The sequence below is a fragment of the Sinorhizobium sp. 7-81 genome, from assembly GCF_030124405.1.
GTDB classification, from domain to species: domain Bacteria; phylum Pseudomonadota; class Alphaproteobacteria; order Rhizobiales; family Rhizobiaceae; genus Sinorhizobium; species Sinorhizobium psoraleae.
In genome coordinates this window covers 17,377-36,995 of the sequence record NZ_JASKLT010000020.1, presented here as the reverse complement: position 1 = coordinate 36,995, position 19,619 = coordinate 17,377, and the positions used below count along the sequence as shown (strand labels likewise).

Below are 19,619 nucleotides of genomic sequence, written 5' to 3'. Positions count from 1 at the left end.
AGCAGGCTGTGGAAATCGACCCTTTCTGCCGTTGTCCTGCTCATGCTTCGATCGAGCCGTGCTAAGAACGGGGGCTCTGCCATCGGCGCCTGCGTGGACGAGAGTAGGTCGCCGTCCGTTGAACGAGGCGGAATGGAAGTTAAATCCGGAAACTTCCATTCGTCGAATATTGACTTCCAATCGCGACTCTGAAAAGAATCCTATAGCAATCGGAGGTAGCCATGGACGGTAACAGCCTGGAATTCATAGCGATCCGCGGAGTGCAGGCTGGCAGCGCTTATTACGTCATCATGGTGCCTTTGAAGATCGTGCCACGGTTCCTGAAGTTTGAGGATGAGGGAATGCCGGCTGAACTGCGCGCTCAGCGCGTGCTCAACAAAGCGCGCGTCCCAGCGATCGCCAGCTATATCACCAACAATTCCAGCGAATATATTCTGTCTTCGCTCTGCGCGTCGATCGATGGCGAGATCGAGTTTGAGCCGGTTGCCGCACACGGCCCCCTGCGAAAGATTGGCCAGCTTCGCATCGACATGGGCGCAACTATCCTGATTAATGACGGTCAACATCGGCGGGCTGCGATCGAGGAAGCTATCCGCGAGCGGCCGACCCTTGGCGACGAAACCATCTCTGTGGTGGTGTTCCCGGACCGAGGTCTGAAGCGCTCGCAGCAGATGTTTGCAGATCTTAATATTCACGCAGTGCGGCCAACGAAGTCAATCAAGCTCCTCTATGACCACAGGGATGCCCTTGCCGGCCTTTCCCGCGAGGTCGTCAAGTCGATCCCCTTGTTTCGCGATTTCACAAGCTATGACTCAACGAGCATATCCAACCGCTCGACAAAGTTCTTCACGTTGAGCAGCCTTCATCAGGCGACGGCAGAGCTGATCGGTAAGTCTCGCACCGGCAAAGTGGAGCCAGGTGACAAGCAGCTGGCGATCGACTTCTGGAACGCCGTGATTGCTCAGATGCCGGATTGGCAGCGGGTTGGAACGCGCGAAGTGTCCGCTTTCGAGCTTCGTCGGGATTACATCCACGCGCATGGTATCGCCGTTTCTGCAATAGCGGCGGCTGGGGCGCAGCTTCTGAAAGAACATCCGGCGGATTGGAAGAAAAGACTGACGCGTCTGCGCGACATCGACTGGGCACGTGCGAACCGTGAGCTTTGGGACAATCGCGCCCTTGTCGCCGGCAAAGTCAACAAATCCAAGAACAACGTGATGCTCGTCACCAATGTCGTCGTTCGCGCTCTTGGCATGGCTCTTTCCAAAGATGGCCAGCGTGTGGAGGATCTTTATGCGCCCGGCGACGCTTTCAAGGTGGCAAGTTAATGACGAAATTCTCGATTTTGGACAATGGTGGGCTGGAAGCGCGTTATCAGGAGATTCAGGATGTGTATCTTTCGGACAACCGGCCGTGGGTGGTCGGCTTTTCCGGAGGCAAGGATTCGACCTGCACGCTCCAGATGGTGTGGCAGGCATTGTTGAGGCTCCCGCCTGAGCAACGTCGCAAGCCTGTCTATGTGATCAGCTCTGACACGCTAGTGGAGACGCCGGTGATTGTCCGCTACATCGACATCACCCTAGAGCGGATCGCAAAGGCTGCTGCGCAGCAAGGACTGCCGATCAAGACCGAAAAAGTTACCCCGACCGTTGATCGCAGCTTCTGGGTCAATCTCATCGGGAGAGGATATCCAGCGCCGTCGCGTCGGTTTCGCTGGTGTACCGAGCGATTGAAAATCGAACCGGCCAACGACTTTATCAGGGGCCGCGTCACCGAATTCGGAGAGGTGGTCATGGTTCTCGGTGTGCGCTCGGCTGAGAGTGCCACCCGTGCGCAAGTCATGTCGCTGCACAGGATTAAAGGATCGCCGCTTTCAAAACATTCTTCGCTGCTGAATGCTTTCGTCTACGGACCGATCGAGGCTCTGACGACCGACGACGTCTGGACCTATCTCTTGCAGAACCCTTCTCCTTGGGGAAACAACAACCGGGATCTGGTCGCCATGTATCGCAATGCCGCGTCGGCGGGCGAGTGCCCGCTGGTGGTCGACACGACAACACCAAGCTGCGGAAACTCGCGTTTCGGCTGCTGGGTCTGCACCGTCGTCGTGCGGGACAAGTCCATGGAAGCGATGATCGATTCAGGCGAGGATTGGCTTGAGCCGCTACTCGAATTCCGCGACTTGCTGGCGGAGACGCAAATTCCCGAGAACAAGAAGCACTATAGAGACTACCGCCGCCGCAACGGACAGGTGCAATTTATCAAGGACACCGATAAGCCCGTTCCCGGGCCTTATACGCTGGATTTCTGTAGGACGTTGCTGCACAGGCTGCTCGAAACACAATTGCGCGTCCAGCGAGACGCGCCGGCAGGCGATGAGACGCTCCTTGTCCACGATGCCGAGCTGCACGAGATCCGCCGCATCTGGCGCGCGGAGCGAGGCGACTGGGCCGATTCCGTTCCCGCCATCGTGCGCGATGTGCTCGGGCGCGAGCTCGATTGGGTGACGGAGGATTCGGTCAGCTTCAATTCCGACGATGGGCAGTTGCTGGACGAAGTTTGCGCCCCGCGCGACGTACCGACGGACCTTGTCGTGCGACTTCTCGATGTCGAGCGCGCCGCCCACGGCCTGAAAAGGAGGCATGCAGTCCACACGAAGATCGAGGATATTTTCAAGCAGGAGTGGCGCTCCATCGACGAGGTTCTGGCCGAGCGTTTCAAAGGACGCCCGCTTGAGAGTGCCTTTGACGATCTTGAGGATATCGACGAGGACCCCGAACTGCCCTTCAACGAAGGGGTGGGAGTGTCGGCATGATATTGCGAAGCGTCCTTATGGTGGATTTCGGTTTGTATGCCGGGTCCACGGAGCTTGATATGGTTCCTCGCCGTCGCGGGGGCGAAACGTCCCCGATCATTCTTGTGGGCGGTCGAAATGGTGCGGGTAAGACGACGCTGCTGGAGGCCGTCCGTTTGTCGCTTTACGGTCGTCGGGCACTTGGCTCGCGGATAGGCCAATCTGATTATGAAGCCTATTTGCGACGGCGGATCAATCGGTCGGCCGTGAGCCAGTCGGCGGCTGTCGGGCTTGAGTTCGACTACTCGGAGGCAGGGCAAGTCCATCGCTATCGGATTCGACGCGAATGGGTCGTCCGCGGCAAGAGCGTTGTGGAGAGCCTTCAGCTCGACAAGGATGGCGCGCCCGTCACAAGCGTTCCACGCGACGAGTGGCAAAACTTCCTGCAGGAGCTTGTTCCTCCCGGCGTGTCGCAATTGTTTTTCTTCGACGGAGAAAAGATCAGCGAGATCGCTGAAGGCGAAGATGAAAACGAGCAGCTTGGCGAGGCCGTTCGGGCACTGCTCGGAATTGAACTTGTCGGCCGCCTCAGAGCCGATATCGGTCTTTATCTGGCGCGTCATCTCAAGGAAGACGACAGCAATGCTGCAGCGCGGCTGGAGGCGATCACCCGCGACCTCGCGGTTATCGAAAGACAGGCCTCCGAGCTTGCCGACGACGTTGCAGAACGTATTTCCATGAGAGATTCCCAGGCGCGTGCCGCCGAACAGACTCGTCGTCAATTCGTGGCCGAAGGTGGGGATGTCGCGCTTCAACGGGCCAAGACCGAGCTTGAGCGCGAAAGGGTAAAGCGCGAGATCGCGGCCTCCGAGCATGAGCTGAAGGACCTGGCAAACAGGCTGTTGCCCTTTGCAATGGCACCCAGGCTCATCTCTTCCTTTAAGAAGGCTCTCGAACGCTCGCGTAATCAGTCTCAGCATCAAGGGTCGTTTGACGCTGCAAGATCGGCCATTGTCGCATGGCGCGCTAATGGGGCCGCAGCGCGTTCCGCTGCCTGGGAGGCAGCCCATTGGAAGGATCTTCTCAGTTTCCTCGATCGACAGGCGGGAGCGGAGACGACTGAGCGCTTCCCGGCGTTGCAGGAGGCGGGTGATGGCGATCTCATTCTCGCGCGTATGGCTGAGGTAGATGTGGTACGCGCGCGCGCACTCGTATTGCTCAAGACCATGGACGATCTGACGGTACGCGCGCGCGAGCTCGATCAAATGCTGGCGCGTGCCGACAACGCAGCGACCGGCGCCTTGCTTGACGATCTTCTTGCCGCCGAGCAAAAAGTGGCGGCGACCGAGTTTGCCTTGACGGCAAGGCAGGAAGAGCTCAAGGGGCTGAAGGTTCAGCTCGTCCAACTGGAGCGGGAACGGCGTAGGGTTGAAGAAGAGCTTGCCCATTCGGCCAAGGCTCTGGAGCGCGCCAGTCTTGCCGCGCGCACCGCGCAGGTTCTTGCCGATTATGAAGAGCGTCTCCTAGAACGCAAGATCAGCCAGCTGCGCAAGGAGTTCGTGGAGCGCTTCAACCACCTTGCTCGCAAGCGAGACTTTATTGCCGACGTCAGGATCGATCCCCACAGCTTTGCGGCAACTTTGATCGATCGCGCTGGCATCGAAATTCCCAAAGCTTCACTTTCCGCCGGCGAAAAGCAGATCTACGCGATTGCGATGTTGTGGGCTCTGGCAAAGACCAGCGGTCGGCCGCTGCCGATGATCATCGATACGCCGCTTGCGCGACTGGACATTGAGCATCGATCAAAGCTTACGGAAAACTATTTTCCGGTTGCCTCCCACCAGGTCATCCTGTTGTCAACTGATACCGAAATCGACGACCGGCTTTACGAACGACTTCGAGAGAGCGTATCGCACAGTTATCTCCTCGACTTCGATCAGCAGCTTGGCCAGACAAAGGTCCGTTCTGGCTATTTCGAGCAATCATTTGAGGAAGACGGCCGTGCACTACAGCAAGCTTAGGATTTCTGCCGATGCCACGAGCAAGCTGCGTTTCTTGCGAACCCGCACGGGGCTGACGCCAAACCTTTTGTGCCGCATCGCGATTATGTTGTCGCTGGAGGAAGGGCCGCTTGGAACGGCTCCTGTTCCTGATGAGGCCGGCTCGGAATTCAACGCCTATACTTTGACCGGTGAATATGCCGGATTGATCGCAGCTCTATTGCGATGGGTGGAAGAGGGGCCGAGTCCGGATCAGCCGCTTGAAAACGATGAGCTCATCGTTCGACTGCGCGGCCACATCCATCGCGGCGTCGGTACTTTGTCGGTTCGCTCCAAAGCGCCGGCGGATGTGCTGCGCCTTGTCGCTGGAGCGGCGTGATCTCAAATGGGCCAGATCTATCTCGACCACAATGCCACAACGCCGATCGATCCGGCGGTCCTTGATGTAATGGATCCCTATCTCCGGGAGATTTATGGCAATGCTTCGAGCGTGGAGCACAGTCACGGCCATGCCGCCTCGCTCGCCGTTGAACAGGCGCGTGAAAACGTCGCCGCATCGATCGGTGCCCGTGCAAGCGAGATCATTTTTACCGGAAGCTGCACGGAGGCGGACAATCTTGCCATCATTGGCGTTGCACGCGCTTTTCCTGACAAGCGACATTTCGTGACGACCCAGATCGAACATCCTGCCATTCTCGAACCTCTTCGTGCGCTTGAACGCGAGGGCTGGCGTGTCACCTATCTTCCGGTCGACGAGCACGGAAAGGTGTCTGTTGAGGATATTGCCGATGCGCTTTGCGAGGACACGGTCTTGGTCTCCGTCATGGCTGCCAATAACGAGGTCGGTACCCTGCAACCGATCAGTGAGATCGGGGCACTTTGCCAGAGCCGCGGTGTCCTGTTCCACACGGACCTTGCTCAGTACAGCGCTTACGGCGAAATCGACGTGCAAAGGGACAATATCCACCTTGCGAGCCTCTCCGGTCACAAGGCTTATGGCCCGAAGGGCATCGGGGCTCTTTACATCCGCTCACGCAGCCCGCGCGTGAAGCTGAAGCCACTGATTTATGGCGGCGGCCAGGAAAAGGGACTGCGTCCCGGTACCTTGCCGACGGCGACGATCGTCGGGCTGGGCGAAGCAATGAAGATTGCCAAGAGAAGATCTGCAGGCGACGCGAGACTGTTGCGCGCTATGTGCGAAGGTGTTCGCGATGAACTGCTTTCCCGCGTCAAGGGAATTATGCTGAACGGTCACCCAATCGACCGCCTGGCGAACAACCTGTCATTTTCCGTGGAAGGCGTTGATCCCATGGCTTTGATGCGTCGCTTACGCGAGCAGTTAAGCTTTTCATCGTCGAGTGCCTGCTCGACCAACAAAGTCGAGACATCGCATGTCCTCCTTGCCATGTTCGGCGATACCGACCGTGCAAGGAATGCCTTTCGCATCGCCCCCGGGCGGTTTACCAGTAAGGAGGACATGAATGTCGCGCTTGAGGCACTGATCGAAGAGATCGGTCGTCTCCAGGCGACCTGAGCCGTAAGGACACGAGGTGTCAGAAGGAAAATCGTCGTCCGTGAACTATCCGTACGTCACTGATAGTGCGCGGTAATTTCTGCCTTCCTGCGGCGCAGTGTTGCAAGAAAGACGCTCGGTGAGGGCGCTTTTCTTGCAATATGATTTTGCGGTTTTCTGCCTCGGCGAGGCGTGATTCACTTGGTTTAGCGGCGGTGAGCGGCGCTCGGCGATCGAGCCGGTCATCGGCCACCTCAAGGCCGAACACCGCATCGGTCGAAACTATCTCGCCGGCGAACACGGCGACGCCATCAACGCCGTCCTGGCTGCCGCCAGGCTACAACTTCTCGCTCCTCCGTAAGCGCGATTTTCTCCGCACCTTTTGCCATTGAGTGCTGTTGATGCATGAGGTGTCCACTTAACGGAGGTGGACACCAAGTGATTGAGGACGATGAACAGAAACTGGCGGTGAGGCGCGTTTTGCGCAACGGACGCCGACGTTACGATGCGGCATCGAAGGAGCGCCTCGTTGCGGCCTGCCTTGAGCCCGGCGTGTCGGTATCGAGACTTGCGCTCGAGCATGGGATCAACGCTAACCTCCTTCGGAAATGGATGAAGAACGCCAAGGAGGCCGGCACTCTGCCGCCATCTTCAACATCTGCGTTTATTCCGGTTGTCGCCGCGGATCGCCGCCTGCCGATGCAGAGCAGGTCGTTGGATATGCCTGCCACGCGTGGGGAAGAGCGTCTGGCGAAATCGGAGAGGATGGGCCCTTCGTTCTCTCCAGCGAAGGTGAGCGCATCACTACCGAACGGCGTGAGGCTGACGCTGGAATGCGGTGATGCGCATGCGTTGGCGGCGATAATCGGAGCGTTGGGTGATGTTCAAGCTGGGCGCTACCTTCAGGTCTACCTGCATCGCGAGCCGATCGACTTTCGGGCCGGCATCAACAGTCTTGCGGTCCTGGTTCAGGAGACGATGGCACTCGATCCATTTGCTCCGGCGGTTTTTGCGTTCTGCAATCGCCGTCGCGACCGGATGAAACTGTTGTTCTTCGATCGGTCGGGTTTTGTGCTGGTGCTGAAGCGGCTGGCCGAGGACAAGTTCCGCTGGCCCCGGCGTCAGGAAACGGTGATGCGGCTGACAACGGAGCAATTGCACTGGATTCTCGACGGCATCGATATCGATGCGATGGTGCGCCATCCGGTGCGGCAATACCAGGTCGCTGGCTGAGGGCTCTTGAATTGCGCGGTTGACGCGGCGGTACGGTTCAGATTCAAGAATCCGATGAATCGAACCGGCGAACCTGATGTTGCAGAGTTGAAGGCGCAGTTGGCGGCACATGCTGCCGAAATCGCCGCGCTGAAAGCCGAGAAGGAAGCGCTCTCGCAGCGCGTCGTCAAACTCGAGGAAGAGCTGGCGCTGGCGCGGCTGCATCGGTTTGCGCCGAGGAGCGAAAAACACGTTGATCGCATCTTCAATGAAGCCGAACAGCTTGCCGATGAGGATGTCGCCGGCGGCGAAGATGGCGATGTCGTCGACCTGCCGAACACAGGGTTACCGGCGATCGAAGGCACGACGGGAAAGAAGTGCGGCCGCAGACCGCTGCCGGAAAACCTCCCGCGCGAGCGCGTCGAGTACGACCTTCCCGACGATCAGAAGGCTTGTCCCTGCTGTCATGGTCAGATGCATCGCATGGGAGAGACCGTTACCGAGCAGCTTCATATCGAGGTGAAGGCGAAGGTTCTGCAGAATGTGCGGTTCAAATATGCCCAAGGTCGCCGCCGCCTCTGTCATGGTAAGCCATTCGCCCTCTTTATCGGCTGATTTGTACGCGTGAATGGCACGGACCCGCCTTACGGAAGCGACCCGGTGTGCGGTCCAGGTTTTTCCTTGACCCGTGGGCATACCCATTCGATTGAGCGACGCGGCGATATGTTCATCGGGCCAGCGTCCTACCATGCTCCGCATCACTGCCAAAGCATCTTCCGTTGTGGCGCAACCGTGTTCACCCCTCTGAGGCTTGCGCACTGAAACTTTCGCTTCCGCGAAATTGAACACCAAGCAGAATTGGCTCCCCACACTGACGCCAAGCGGTCCTGTCAGGTTGTCATCGCAGCTAATAAGCTGAGAAGATCTGAGCATTAGGAAACGCACGATGATTTCAAACCCAAACGATCCTCTCACGCATCGACCGCTTGCCGGATTCTACGGAAGACAATTTGACTTAACAGGTCGTACTGCCGTTGTCACCGGCGGCGGGCGCAACATAGGACTTGCATGTGCACAAGCTCTAGCCGAGGCCGGTGCCAAAGTTGTCATCACTGGACGGTCAGACAGCGACACGGCTGAACGTGGAAGGGATGAACTCGCGCATCTCGGATACGACGCCAGTGTCTTGAAATTCGACGTAACCAAAGCCGACGAGGTCGAAAAGGCCGCGGAAATTGTCGCTGATCAGTTTGGTGGCGCAGACATTCTCGTCTGCAATTCTGGCGCAGGACTTGGAAGATTTCCGGCGGAAGATCTAGCCGATGAGGCTTGGATGCAAACGCTAGATCTCAATCTAAATGGCGTCTTCAGATGCTGCCGCGCCTTTGGTAGGCAAATGCTCACAAAGAAAAAAGGAGCGATTATCAACATCGGTTCCATCTCTGGTGAGATTGTCAACCGCCCGCAATTCCAGTCGGATTACAACGTCGCAAAGGCCGGTGTGCACCATCTGACCAAGTGTCTAGCGGCCGAATGGGCTGATCGTGGCGTGCGTGTCAATGCTGTAGCTCCGACCTACATCGACAAGCCGGGGAGATGGGGCAAGGATGACGACTCGATTTTTTCCACGTGGATGAGTTCCACGCCCATGAATAGGCAAGGCGAGCCACACGAAATTGGCTCAGTCGTGCTTTTTCTGGCCTCGGATGCATCGAGCCTGATGACAGGTGCGATCGTCATGGCCGACGGTGGCTACACTGTCTGGTGAGTAGTTGAGAGCGTGTTTCGGCTCACCGAAAGCACGCGCGGGCCTTTCTGAATTTGTTCCGCATTTAGGGGGGGCCGGGAAGTGGCTCTATCCAACGTCGAAATGCGGCCCTTCAATAACGACAAGCCAATGCCGACATTGGCGTCGCTCTGTGAAACCGCGAGCAACGCTTCGTCTGGGGAGAGAGAAAGCATGCGTATAATATCAACAATGGGGATGGTGTTAGCAATGACTTTGGGGGCGGCAACAGTCGTCCACGCTGAAGAGATAACCTGGCCCGGGTATATGTGGCAAGATCCCGAAGACGTTCCCTTTTATGGAGCCTTCGCGGATGATTTTGAGAAAGCGAATCCGGATATCCAAATCAAGCGGGTCCCGGTACCTTATAGCGGATTCTTTGACAAGCAGTTCACCGACCTTGCTTCGGGGAATCCAGCCGACATTGTGACAATGTTCGATGGCGAACTGGGAACCTACATCGAGAACGGATTTCTTGAGCCGCTCAATCCCTATCTCGACAAGGCGGGTATTTCGCTTGACGATTTTGGCCCCAGTGCTCGTCTTGCGGTTAGGGACGGCAAGATCTATGGCGTAAACATAATCGTCAATCCGGTGGTACTACTCTATCATTCAAAGTTGCTGGAACAGGCCGGCGTGCAGCCGCCGAAGGATATTTCGGAATATTACGAGGCGCTCAAGAAACTCAATCAACCTGAAAAGCACCAATTTGCTACCAATATTTTCGCGAAGCCTGGTGCAGCGAACCTGCAATATAACAGCGTACAGACCTATGTAAGGGGGTTTGGGGTAGACTTTTTTGAGAAAGGTAAGCCGACTGCCGACAAACCTGAAACGATCGAGGCGCTGCGTTTCTACAAAAAAATCTATGATGAAAACCTGACGCCAAAAGGCATGGACATCAACGGCGCTGCTCAGCTTTTCTATCAGGGCAAGATCGCCATGGAGCCCATAGCTTCTTTTGCGGGAAAGCTTGTCGGAAAGATAAGCCCTGAGTTGGGACCTCAACTCCGTGCCATGGCCTTACCTTTTCCTGGACACGCAACCAAAGCGCTGAGCGTCTTCGTGGGGATCGGAAAAGATTCCAAAAACAAGGATGCTGCGGGTAAAATGGTGGCCTTCATCGCGACTCTTCAGGAGCAGCAGAAGATCCTCGATCTCATTGGTCAGCCGCCGGCACGTCTTGATATAGATTACACGGCAACCCTATCCAAATATCCTTGGTTCCAAGCTTACATCGACGCGGCGCATGATCCGAAGACGAAGTCAATCGCGCCCGAAGGGGCGGAGTCTTTCGCGGCGGAAGTGCAAAAGGTTGTCGGCGCAAATGTGGAAGCTATGCTCTTTTCCGGCGTCTCGCCAGAGGACACGGCGGCGAAGATGCAAAAGGAACTTCTGGCTTTAGTCGCTTCCAAAAAGAAGAACTAGCTGCTTCAGGAACGTAAAAAATAGTGGCCGCAAAGCATTGCGGCCACTTCCTACACCGTACGCGGTGTGGAACGAAGTAAGCCTCATGCAGTCGCCGCACCATCGATCGGGCAACTAGGGCGCCATACCCTGTTTGTTGATTTGTGCAGATAAGGAAACTTTCATATATGAGCGCAGAAAAGAATACCGCGATTGAGCTAGCCCGGTTAGACGGCGTTGCGCAGGCCGAACTAGTTCGGAAAGGTGAACTTTCGGCCCGTGAACTGGTTCAAGCCGCAATCCACCGCATCGAGGCCGGAAACGGCGTAGTCAATGCGGTGGTACACAGAAGGTTTGAACAGGCGCTAGAGGAGGCTGATTTTGTCCGGCCAGGGTCTACAGCGCCACTTGCCGGTGTGCCGTTCCTGTTGAAGGATACTACCGGCGCCGCACAGGCTGGGGTACCACATACCCTAGGGAACATTGCGCTCAAGCGGATTAACTACACGGCCGAAGCCGATTCTGCGCTCGGTGCACGCTTCAAAGAAGCGGGTTTGGTCACCCTTGGGGTGACCAGCATGCCGGAATTCGGGCAGCTTTGCGACACTCAATCGCTCGCGTTTGGCCCGACGCGCAATCCCTGGTCCTTGGATCACTCAGTTGGGGGCTCGTCGGGAGGATCAGCAGCTGCAGTTGCGGCCGGTTTTGTTCCCGTTGCGCACGCGGGCGACGGCGGTGGCTCGATCAGGCAGCCCGCAGCATGGTGCGGGGTTTTCGGGTTGAAGCCATCGCGCGGGCGGATGCCGAAGCTGGTGGGTTCGATTGACGACATATATAGCGTGCCATTCGTGATTTCGCGCACGGTACGCGATAGCGCGGTGGTTCTTGACGCAGTGAATGGTTCGCTTCCGGGCGACCCTTTCTCGCTTCCACGGCCCAGTGCACCATATTTTGCCGATCTAGGTGCGCCTGCGCGTGTGCTACGAATTGGTCTCTTGACGGACGCTCCCGGCGGATTGAAAGTCGATCCGGAATGTGTCCGCGCGGTCGAAGATGTCGGAAAGCTTCTGCAGGCGGCCGGCCATAACGTGGAACTCACGCACCCATCAGCGATACTCGAGACCAAACCGGGATGGGTTGACCGAGTTAGATTTGGAGACTGCTTTCCTGCGGCAATCGCACACCTTGCGAAGGTTCTTGGCCGTCCGGTGGAAGAGAAGGACGTCGAACCGCGCACCTGGGCAGAATACCAGAAGAATTTGGGGCTCTCTTCTCAAGATCTTCGCGAGTCCTGGAATTGGCATCTTGCTCGATCAGCGAGAATGCTACAGTGGTGGGAGCAAGGTTTCGATCTCCTTGTGACGCCGGTTGTGCATCAGTTGCAGTATCGCCTCAAAGAAGTAGCTGAGAGTTCCTTTGAGCAGCAGTCGGCCATTGACCTTAGCGAATCGGTGTTTCTTGAGCCTTTCAATGCGTCTGGTCAACCGGCGATGGTCTTCCCTGTCCGATGGACCGAGGAACAGCTACCCGTCGGCGTTCAGGTTGCTGCAGCGCGAGGCGAAGATCGGTTGTTGCTGCAAGTTGCTACTCAGATGGAGCAAGCAATCGGGTGGCCCTCACGATTAGCAAGTTTAGAGCCTCCAGCTGGGCTGCAGGGTGCTTAGTCGCAGGACGGCATCCATCTTAAATAGACTTTGATGAGGTCTTCCGAACCGCAAGCGAATTTGTTTAGCCGAAGCGGCGACTGGGCGGGGAGCGAAATTGTGCCCGCACACGTTCGCTGGTTCGGCTCCCGCGAAGACAGCGGAGGGAGGCCCGACGCAGTGTCCTCCGTCAACGCTTGGTAGCGCATGACGTATGACGCCACATTTACGTGAGCGGACGGTTGCGCTTGTGGAATATCGTGAAGCATCCTTGCATTTCAGGTTTCGCCGCGGTTCGTCAACTAAATGAATTGGAATCCGGCGAGCGCGCGGAGTGTATTGGTTCGGCTGGTCTGCGATGATGCGTTCGAACTTTTCCGGATCAACATTGCTCGTCGACGAGGAAATGCCGGACACACTGCCATGCTAGGTGCGGATTTTAGCGAGAGCGTTCGGTTGAGGTGTTAAGGCACGCCTTCCGTGCGATCATAGCATGGAACATCTCGCCGTAATCGATGTTGTCTGAGTTGGTTACGATTTACTGGATGGGTCCGAGATCAGCCTGGCGTATTCGATCTTGCAGACGTGCATATTGTCGATGTACTCACACCGGGGTGTAAGCCAATCTCTGGAGATGCCGCAGGCGGCGGAGAGATCGACAACGGAATGAGGCGCCCGTAGACGCGGACCGCTGGCCATCAGGCGACAATCGGTCGGTTTCCTCAGCGAGTTTGGATTGAGCAATGAAACAGCTTGATGGCCGGCGGTTCGGGATAATGCTCTACTAGGAGATTCAGTCTCAGCCCGCGGGTGGATCGTTCTCAAAGCCACGTAAAAAACTTTTGAGGTAGCCACCTAAGTAGGCGCTGAGATACCCCCCCTCCTGTACCAGCAATGTTGGTCGCCGTAGCCCTGCAAAGCGTTTGCCAGCCTCAAAGAAACCGTCATCGGTGATATTAAAGATACCATTGGGATCGTGTTGGCCGGCATCAAGCCCAAGGGATACAACGACGGCCTGCGCACCAAATTGCTCGACTTTCGAAAGCGCGCTGTCGAGCGCCAGCAGCCATGAAGCATTGCGGGTACCTCTTGGCAAGGGCAGGTTGATATTGCACCCTCTACCTAGCCCCTCCCCCTCTTCGTCTGCGTAGCCTACATAGAAAGGCGGCGCAACCGATGGGTCAACGTGAACGGAACAAAACAATACATCGGATCGACTGTAAAAAATGTGCTGAGAGCCATTGCCGTGATGAACGTCAATATCTACAAGCGCAACCTTCTCAAAACGCGTTGCGAGCAACTGTGCTGCGATCGAGGCATTGTTAAGAAAACAGCTTCCAGACATAAGATCCGGGTAGACGTGGTGTCCGGGGGGGCGACAAAGTGCGTATACCGCATTCACCCCCTCAAGCACCCTGCGAGCACCATGGGCGGCCACCTGAGCACTCGCATGAACGGCGGTCCAGGTTTCAGCTGTGACTGGACAACCTGTGGAGTTGCAATACCATCCGAGTTCTCCACGTAAGTCCTTTGGCTTTCGGTGCATACGGTGCGTTGGATGGGAGTCAGGTACTGCGTAGTCTCCGCAGTCGGGCATTGTGCTCCAGCGTTGATAAAGTGTCCTTAAGAACTCGACGTACTCACGATCGTGCACCGCGAGAACAGGATCAATAGGCCCAATTGGTGCGATCTCCTCTTCATGCCCGTCATCACGCGCGGCTGCTAGGAGAATACCGTACCGCTCCGCTCGATCAGGTGCCTCCATGAGCTTGCCGCGTCGTAGAGCCCATTGTGGATCATGTAGAGCTTGATCAGGGTGGTGGATGACAAGCATGGGGGTAACCTTACTGAGAATAAAAAAGGGCGTTGATTGCGTGTAACAGCGTCGCATCGTCCAACCACATGCCTAGTAGTCGGTGAGAGGCGCGGCCAAACAGCAAAGAGACAGAATGCAATGTTTGCGGCAACGTCTTCAGTTCGTATCCAGAGACAGTCATTAAGCGACGCTAACCGCTGAAGCGAACCCTTGAAGGTATAATCAAGGCGCAAAATTAGCATTCCCATCATGTTAATTCTTCCCGCGGGCTGCTAGAAGCGCCTCCAAATCTTCCTGCATCGCGTTCGCCGCCTCCTCAGGTTTGGAGTCGCCGAAGAGCATTTGGTCGAAGCGGGTGCCAACGATTTTGATGACTTCTGGGCCAATAGCTTCCGCTCCGTCCGGTGCAAACGAGACCGTGTGTGGATCGTTAGCGGCGTCTCTGAAGGCGGTGAACCATGGGTTTGCAGCGATAAAGGTTGAGTAGTCGATGTCCCGCAGGCCTGGTGGCGAACCCTGTATGCGAAGTACCTCGCCTTGCCATCGCCGGCTCGTCGCGGCTAGAAGGACGCGCGCTGCTGCATCTTTATGCTGCGCCGTCTTGCCAATTCCTAGGAATACTGAGAGCGCGAATGTGCGGTTGCCGGGAAATGGCAAAGCCGTCGCACCTAGCTCGTCCATCCGTGCCGCACTTGCTTTTCGAACCAGGCCACTCATGAAAGGACCACCGGCATACATCGCAATTTTACCCTCTGCGAAAAGCTGGCGGTAAACGTTAATATCCATGCCTCTCGGGATCAAATCTTCGTCATAGATCTGTTTGTAGAATTTCAGCGCTTCGATCGTTTCCGGCTTGGTCGCTGTTGGCGTCCCCTTTTCGAAGAAAGCTCCACCAAACCCAGTGATGATCGGCATGATTTCACTAAACAGGTTGTTTGGGTCTCCTGGTTTGGAATAGGTAGCAAAACCCCACTGCTGCATATCCCTTTTTCGCAACTTTCGCAGAGCTGCGTGGAATTCCGCGAGATTTCTTGGTGCCTCTAAATCTTCGTTTCGAAGTAAACTGCCGTGATAAAATAGCGCCCGCGGATTGACGAGAAACAGCAATCCATAAATATTGCCATCCTTGACTGCAGCGCGAGCACCGGGCTGGAAACTGTCGAGTGTGACGCCGGCTTTCTCGATGTACGAATTGAGCGGCTCAAGGAAGCCGTGTTCGACGTATGATTTTATCTCGGTGTCGAACATCGTTACGATGTCAGGTGCGTTACTGGCGGACAGCTCAACAAACTGCTTATCCCAGAAATCTCCGTACGGCACTGGGATATCGCGGATTTTGACGTCAGGATTACTGTTCTCGAACTCCTCTTTGAATGGCCGCCAGAACAAAATATCCTGTGGGTTTGACCACTCATAACCAGGGAACGCTACCTCGGTGACAGGCTCTGCGGCATTGGCCGTGGTGTAACCTGCTACGGTAGCAGCCAGGGCGGCGCCCAAAACCTGCCGTCGCGAGAGCTGAAAAGTTGTAGCGTCCATTAGAATTGGCGATGGGCCATTGGCTTGCGTATTTGTCCGATTGCTCCCCATCTTTTTCCTCCTATTAACGGATGGCGGCCTATTGTTCCCGCCCCTCACTGCGATTGAAGATTGAAAGGTCTGCCTCATCGAGATGACGTAGAGATCGGAGAATTCACGTCCTCACCAACACTATCGTGAGCCGAGTCGGTGTTTCGATCCTTCACATATTTCAGCACTGTGTTCGACGATCGGAACTTGTGATGTTCGCCGCAGTTTTAGATTGGTCATAGCCGTGCGTTATATCCTCCGAATTTGAGACTTCGTCGAATACGGCGGCTCAAGGCTGTTATCCGGTGGGCAGCCCACCGGAGTCAGTTTAGCTTCGTCGAGGCTATGGGCTGTTCGGCGGATCCGAGCTTCGGATCACTGGGTGGAAATTATTCAGCGGCCGCACCTGATTTCTGCGGCTGAACATCCACTCGTGTCGTGAGCCAATCCCTGTATTTTGAGATCCGCCCCCGTCCCACGTTCTCGTAAGAGTCCCAAAGACGTAGGGTGACAGGACCCGGAGCCGTTCGCTTCAGCTTGATACCGTCAATGCTGCGAACTGGACGCACCTCTTGGAAGCTATTGCAGAGGAACGCTTCCTCGGCAATTGCCGTTTCTGTCCGGTCAATCTCTCTTACCTCGACGGGGATGCCAAGTTCGTCAGCAGCAATTTTAAGGAATGTATCACGAGTGATGCTTTCGAGGATACCTGCCGAAACTGGAGGCGTGACGAGGGCCCCGCGGCGAATCATCATGAAGCAGGAATTGGTTGATTCCGACACCATGCCAGCGGAGTTCAGAAGAAGCGCCTCATCATAACCATGACGCTTCGCGTCCATGAGTGCGAAACGGCCGTTGTGATAATTAGGACCCGCTTTGATGCGCGGAGGCATCGAGGCATCGTCGATGCGTCGCCAACTACTGAATCCCAAACTTACTGTTCGGTCCGACAATGTCCCGGGCTCGCGGGGTGTTGCGGTGCAAACGAGTGCGAGAGGACCGCTCACGTCGTAGAGACCTTCACCGGTTACGATGATGGAAAGGCGAATATGGGCGTCCCCTGAGATGTCGTTAGCTTTGAGAGTTTCCCAAATCGCATGTTCGAACTCCGCATCAGAGTACTGTTGGGGAAGCCTCATTAGGTCAATAGATTCGCGCAGCCTGTCCAGGTGCTCGCGTAGTCTGAACAGGTACTGCTGGTCGCCATAGTAACAGCAAATACCCTCGAAGACATTGGCACCATATTTCGCGCCGGTGGATGCCACGTGGATCGTGGCACTTTCCCATGGAATGATCTTTCCATCCATGTAGATCTTGGTTTTGCTGTTGCTCATGGATTCTCCTACTAAGTTTTGAGCGAGATTAAGAAGGACATTCGTCCCCGCTCGCGGTCGCCTTTGACCGCGAGAAAATTCTTTGTGGGCCGGCCGCTACGGCATTCACGATGCAGACCGCAGCCAAAGCTTCTGGGTGAAGCTACTTTTTGTGAGACATCGCCAAGGCTACCAATTCTTTCTGCATTTTCGCGGCGGCATCTTCAGGCGTGACATTGTTGAAGAGCATGGCCTCAACATTGCCACCGATGATCTTAATAACCTCGGGAGCATAAGACTCGGCGCCATCAGGAGCATAGGAAACGGTGTTCGGATCTTTGGCAGCTTCAATGAACGCCTTGAACCACGGATGCTCTGCGAGATAACCACTGTAATCCACATCGCGCCGCCCCGGAGGTTGTCCAGCGATTTCGAGCAGATTATTTTGCCACTCGCGGCTCACCATAGAGGTGAGGACCTTTGCTGCTGCATCCTTGTTCTTAGCGGATTTGCCGATTCCCATAAATACGCTCAACGCAAACGTCCGTTTTCCGGGGAAGGGCAATTGCTCGGCAGCAAGTTCTTTTCCGCGTTCCGCGTTGGCTTTCTCTACCAAGGCGCCCATGTAGGGCCCTCCAGCATACATTGCGATTTTTCCTTGGACAAAGATCTGCCGATAGCCGTTCACATCCATGCCCTTGGGTATCAGGCTTTGATCGTAAAGCTTCTTATAGAAACGCAACGCCTCGATGGTCTCCGGCTTGGTTGCAGTGGGCTCGCCCTTCTCAAAAAACGAACCCCCGAAGCCAAACACGATTGGCGCGGTTTCGAGATAAAGGGTGTTCGGATCGCCAGCTTTTGCCCAAGTTGCGAACCCGAATTCACCTTCGCTCTCGTTGCGCAACTTTTCGACAGCAGTTGTGAACTCGGACAGGTTGGTCGGCGGCTTGAGGCCAGCCTTTTCGATCATTCCTCGATGGTAGAACAGTGTCCGGGGATTGATAATCAAGTTAATCCCGTAGATTTTGCCGTCTTTGACGGCGGCGCGAGCGCCAGGATAAAAGTCGTCGAGCGAAATTCCTGCCTTCTCGAGATGTGGGTTGAGTGGTTCGAGAAGATCTTTGTCGATGTATGATCTCACTTCCGTATCAAACATCGTCACGATATCCGCTGAGTTCCCGGAAGAGAGATCCAGAAACTGTTTGTCCCAGAAGCTGCCGAACGGCATGGGAATTTCTTTGATATCGATATCTGGATTTGCCTCCTCAAATCCTTTCTCGAAGGCTTTATAAAAAGGTGAATCTTCCGGGTCTTGCCACACATAGCTGGGCCAAGTGACTTCGGCGCCGCGAGCAATAGGTGCTGCGACCAATGTCATTGCAAGAACGATCCCCATTGTTGATTTTATATGCATGTTATCTCCCTTAGCTCTCCCAAGAGCTTTTCTCGGTTCTAAAGCGGTTCCATTGAGTGCCAGCAACAGCATTTAAACAAGGTCCACTTGGCTCAGGTGCACGGGGCCATTTATTAGGTCGATGTCAACGGGCGAGGCACTAGTTTCACACTCCGTCTCATGCCAGCGGCGTAGTTGGAGAGGTTGGCGGATGTAGCTTAAGCGGTTAATTTGATGCAGAATTCGGCCGTTCGAGCCAACCCTGCGACCGATCTCGCTAGCTGCCATGACCGACGATATGTTGTTGTCCTTGGCTTTTCTAGCGTTGGAAGCAGGCAGGTGACATCCGCTTATGACGGCGATCGCATTGCTCGGAGGGCGGCGACTTCTGCGGTTGCCGAACGGCGCCTGCAGCTGGCCGAGCGGCTTGCCGCTGCGGTCCGACAATCCACTGGATGCGAGCGGATGATGCACGAGATCACCGATCCTACGCGCTCGGATCCGAGATCGGCTATGCTTTGCTATTATTTGCCGAGCAGAATCTGATTTCTGTAGGCGCCTGAAAACACAATATCCTGATCGACAAGCACGTTGAACTTGTAGCCTGGCCGGATCTCCAGCGTTGGCTGGACATTGAGGTTGCGACTGATCGTCCGCTCGGCGACCCGGCCGAAGCTTTCCGCGAAATTCCGCCTGGCCGCATCCGACGCGGTCTCCTGCGTGGCAAGCGTCGAGCTCTCCGGTATCGAGGCGTCGATCCCTGTGCCGATCAGCGCGATGAGAGCCGCCGAGCCAAATGTCCGCCAATAGTGATTGTTCACCTTATCATGGAAGCCGCCGTAACCTTCCGAATCGGTGCCCGCCAGCCGCCGATCTGCAGCGTCGAACCATTGGGAAAGATGAGATCTGTCCAGACGACCAGAACGCGACTTTGGCCGAATGATACCTTGCTGTCGTAGCGCCCGAAGAGTTTTGCGCCTTGCGGGATCAGAAGCCGGTGACCGGTCGCGCTGTCATAGACATTCTGGCTGATCTGCGCGGTGATGCGACCGGGAATACCAACGAGCATTGATGCCGACTCGTGATGGGATTCCCAAATCAGTGGAATTCTGACTCATTATGCCAAACGGAGGTTTGGCATGGCGAAGGCGATATCGTTGCGGGCAGATTAGG

General features: G+C 55.9%; 13 protein-coding genes and 5 pseudogenes. 12 read left to right on the top strand and 6 right to left on the bottom strand.

Annotated elements, in window-relative coordinates; all coding sequences use genetic code 11:
• Window positions 1-221: 221 nt before the first annotated feature.
• The 9 genes and pseudogenes from dndB to QN224_RS30340 form a co-directional block, all read left to right on the top strand.
• On the top strand, window positions 222-1,328 hold the full coding sequence (gene dndB, locus QN224_RS30380; protein WP_283979703.1) for a DNA sulfur modification protein DndB: 1,107 nt from the start codon (window positions 222-224) through the stop codon (window positions 1,326-1,328).
• Window positions 1,328-2,815, top strand: a complete 1,488-nt coding sequence (dndC, locus tag QN224_RS30375; RefSeq protein WP_283979717.1) for a DNA phosphorothioation system sulfurtransferase DndC — start codon at window positions 1,328-1,330, stop codon at window positions 2,813-2,815. The genes dndB and dndC overlap by 1 nt, the downstream gene beginning before the upstream one ends.
• Entirely contained in the window at window positions 2,812-4,815 is a 2,004-nt protein-coding gene (gene dndD, locus QN224_RS30370; RefSeq protein WP_283979702.1) for a DNA sulfur modification protein DndD, read from the top strand. The genes dndC and dndD overlap by 4 nt, the downstream gene beginning before the upstream one ends.
• Window positions 4,796-5,173 (top strand): DNA sulfur modification protein DndE, encoded by a 378-nt coding sequence (gene dndE, locus QN224_RS30365; RefSeq protein ID WP_283979701.1) that lies wholly within the window; start codon window positions 4,796-4,798, stop codon window positions 5,171-5,173. The genes dndD and dndE overlap by 20 nt, the downstream gene beginning before the upstream one ends.
• Before the next feature lie 6 nt (window positions 5,174-5,179).
• Window positions 5,180-6,328 carry a cysteine desulfurase DndA gene (gene dndA, locus QN224_RS30360; protein ID WP_283979700.1) on the top strand — a complete coding sequence of 383 codons (1,149 nt, stop codon included), beginning with the start codon at window positions 5,180-5,182 and terminating at the stop codon, window positions 6,326-6,328.
• A 199-nt stretch (window positions 6,329-6,527) separates the two neighbouring features.
• Window positions 6,528-6,663 (top strand): annotated as a pseudogene (locus QN224_RS30355) (IS5/IS1182 family transposase); the annotation flags it as partial.
• Window positions 6,664-6,748: 85 nt separating this feature from the next.
• Window positions 6,749-7,204, top strand: a pseudogene (locus tag QN224_RS30350) (transposase); the annotation flags it as partial.
• Window positions 7,181-7,540, top strand: coding sequence for an IS66 family insertion sequence element accessory protein TnpB (gene tnpB, locus QN224_RS30345; RefSeq protein WP_283979716.1), 360 nt, complete (start codon window positions 7,181-7,183; stop codon window positions 7,538-7,540). The pseudogene QN224_RS30350 and the gene tnpB, both read left to right, overlap by 24 nt.
• Before the next feature lie 54 nt (window positions 7,541-7,594).
• A pseudogene (locus QN224_RS30340) lies at window positions 7,595-8,080 on the top strand (IS66 family transposase zinc-finger binding domain-containing protein); the annotation flags it as partial.
• Here QN224_RS30340 and QN224_RS30335 read toward each other — a convergent pair.
• Window positions 8,075-8,350, bottom strand: a pseudogene (locus tag QN224_RS30335) (serine recombinase); the annotation flags it as partial. The pseudogenes QN224_RS30340 and QN224_RS30335 overlap by 6 nt on opposite strands.
• 115 nt (window positions 8,351-8,465) lie before the next feature.
• Between QN224_RS30335 and QN224_RS30330 the strand changes: the two are divergent.
• The 3 genes from QN224_RS30330 to QN224_RS30320 all read left to right on the top strand — a co-directional run bounded on the left by QN224_RS30330 (window position 8,466) and on the right by QN224_RS30320 (window position 12,376).
• Window positions 8,466-9,287: an SDR family oxidoreductase gene (locus QN224_RS30330; RefSeq protein WP_283979699.1), complete on the top strand. Its 822-nt coding sequence runs from the start codon at window positions 8,466-8,468 to the stop codon at window positions 9,285-9,287.
• 192 nt (window positions 9,288-9,479) lie between these two features.
• A complete protein-coding gene (locus tag QN224_RS30325; RefSeq protein WP_283979698.1) occupies window positions 9,480-10,733 on the top strand; it encodes a sugar ABC transporter substrate-binding protein in 1,254 nt (417 codons plus the stop codon).
• A gap of 167 nt (window positions 10,734-10,900) precedes the next feature.
• The gene (locus QN224_RS30320) at window positions 10,901-12,376 is read left to right on the top strand and encodes an amidase (protein ID WP_283979697.1); all 1,476 of its coding nucleotides are present in this window, start codon (window positions 10,901-10,903) and stop codon (window positions 12,374-12,376) included.
• A 778-nt stretch (window positions 12,377-13,154) separates the two neighbouring features.
• Here QN224_RS30320 and QN224_RS30315 read toward each other — a convergent pair.
• From QN224_RS30315 to QN224_RS30295, 5 genes and pseudogenes are all read right to left on the bottom strand, one after another.
• On the bottom strand, window positions 13,155-14,189 hold the full coding sequence (locus tag QN224_RS30315; RefSeq protein WP_283979696.1) for a histone deacetylase family protein: 1,035 nt from the start codon (window positions 14,187-14,189) through the stop codon (window positions 13,155-13,157).
• Between the two features lie 234 nt (window positions 14,190-14,423).
• Complete coding sequence (locus QN224_RS30310) at window positions 14,424-15,761, bottom strand: sugar ABC transporter substrate-binding protein (protein WP_283979695.1); 1,338 nt, start codon at window positions 15,759-15,761, stop codon at window positions 14,424-14,426.
• A 368-nt stretch (window positions 15,762-16,129) separates the two neighbouring features.
• Window positions 16,130-17,074 (bottom strand): aminotransferase class IV, encoded by a 945-nt coding sequence (locus QN224_RS30305; protein ID WP_283979694.1) that lies wholly within the window; start codon window positions 17,072-17,074, stop codon window positions 16,130-16,132.
• Between the two features lie 142 nt (window positions 17,075-17,216).
• Window positions 17,217-18,467: a sugar ABC transporter substrate-binding protein gene (locus tag QN224_RS30300; protein WP_283979693.1), complete on the bottom strand. Its 1,251-nt coding sequence runs from the start codon at window positions 18,465-18,467 to the stop codon at window positions 17,217-17,219.
• A gap of 503 nt (window positions 18,468-18,970) precedes the next feature.
• A pseudogene (locus QN224_RS30295) lies at window positions 18,971-19,521 on the bottom strand (TrbI/VirB10 family protein); the annotation flags it as partial.
• Window positions 19,522-19,619 lie beyond the last annotated feature (98 nt).

Coding starts and splice junctions, on each gene's coding strand:
- QN224_RS30315 (WP_283979696.1), bottom strand. CDS start 14,189: ATGCTTGTCATCCACCACCCTGATCAAGCTCTACATGATCCACAATGG.
- QN224_RS30330 (WP_283979699.1), top strand. CDS start 8,466: ATGATTTCAAACCCAAACGATCCTCTCACGCATCGACCGCTTGCCGGA.
- QN224_RS30310 (WP_283979695.1), bottom strand. CDS start 15,761: ATGGGGAGCAATCGGACAAATACGCAAGCCAATGGCCCATCGCCAATT.
- QN224_RS30305 (WP_283979694.1), bottom strand. CDS start 17,074: ATGAGCAACAGCAAAACCAAGATCTACATGGATGGAAAGATCATTCCA.
- dndC (WP_283979717.1), top strand. CDS start 1,328: ATGACGAAATTCTCGATTTTGGACAATGGTGGGCTGGAAGCGCGTTAT.
- dndB (WP_283979703.1), top strand. CDS start 222: ATGGACGGTAACAGCCTGGAATTCATAGCGATCCGCGGAGTGCAGGCT.
- QN224_RS30325 (WP_283979698.1), top strand. CDS start 9,480: ATGCGTATAATATCAACAATGGGGATGGTGTTAGCAATGACTTTGGGG.
- QN224_RS30300 (WP_283979693.1), bottom strand. CDS start 18,467: ATGCATATAAAATCAACAATGGGGATCGTTCTTGCAATGACATTGGTC.
- dndD (WP_283979702.1), top strand. CDS start 2,812: ATGATATTGCGAAGCGTCCTTATGGTGGATTTCGGTTTGTATGCCGGG.
- dndA (WP_283979700.1), top strand. CDS start 5,180: ATGGGCCAGATCTATCTCGACCACAATGCCACAACGCCGATCGATCCG.
- QN224_RS30320 (WP_283979697.1), top strand. CDS start 10,901: ATGAGCGCAGAAAAGAATACCGCGATTGAGCTAGCCCGGTTAGACGGC.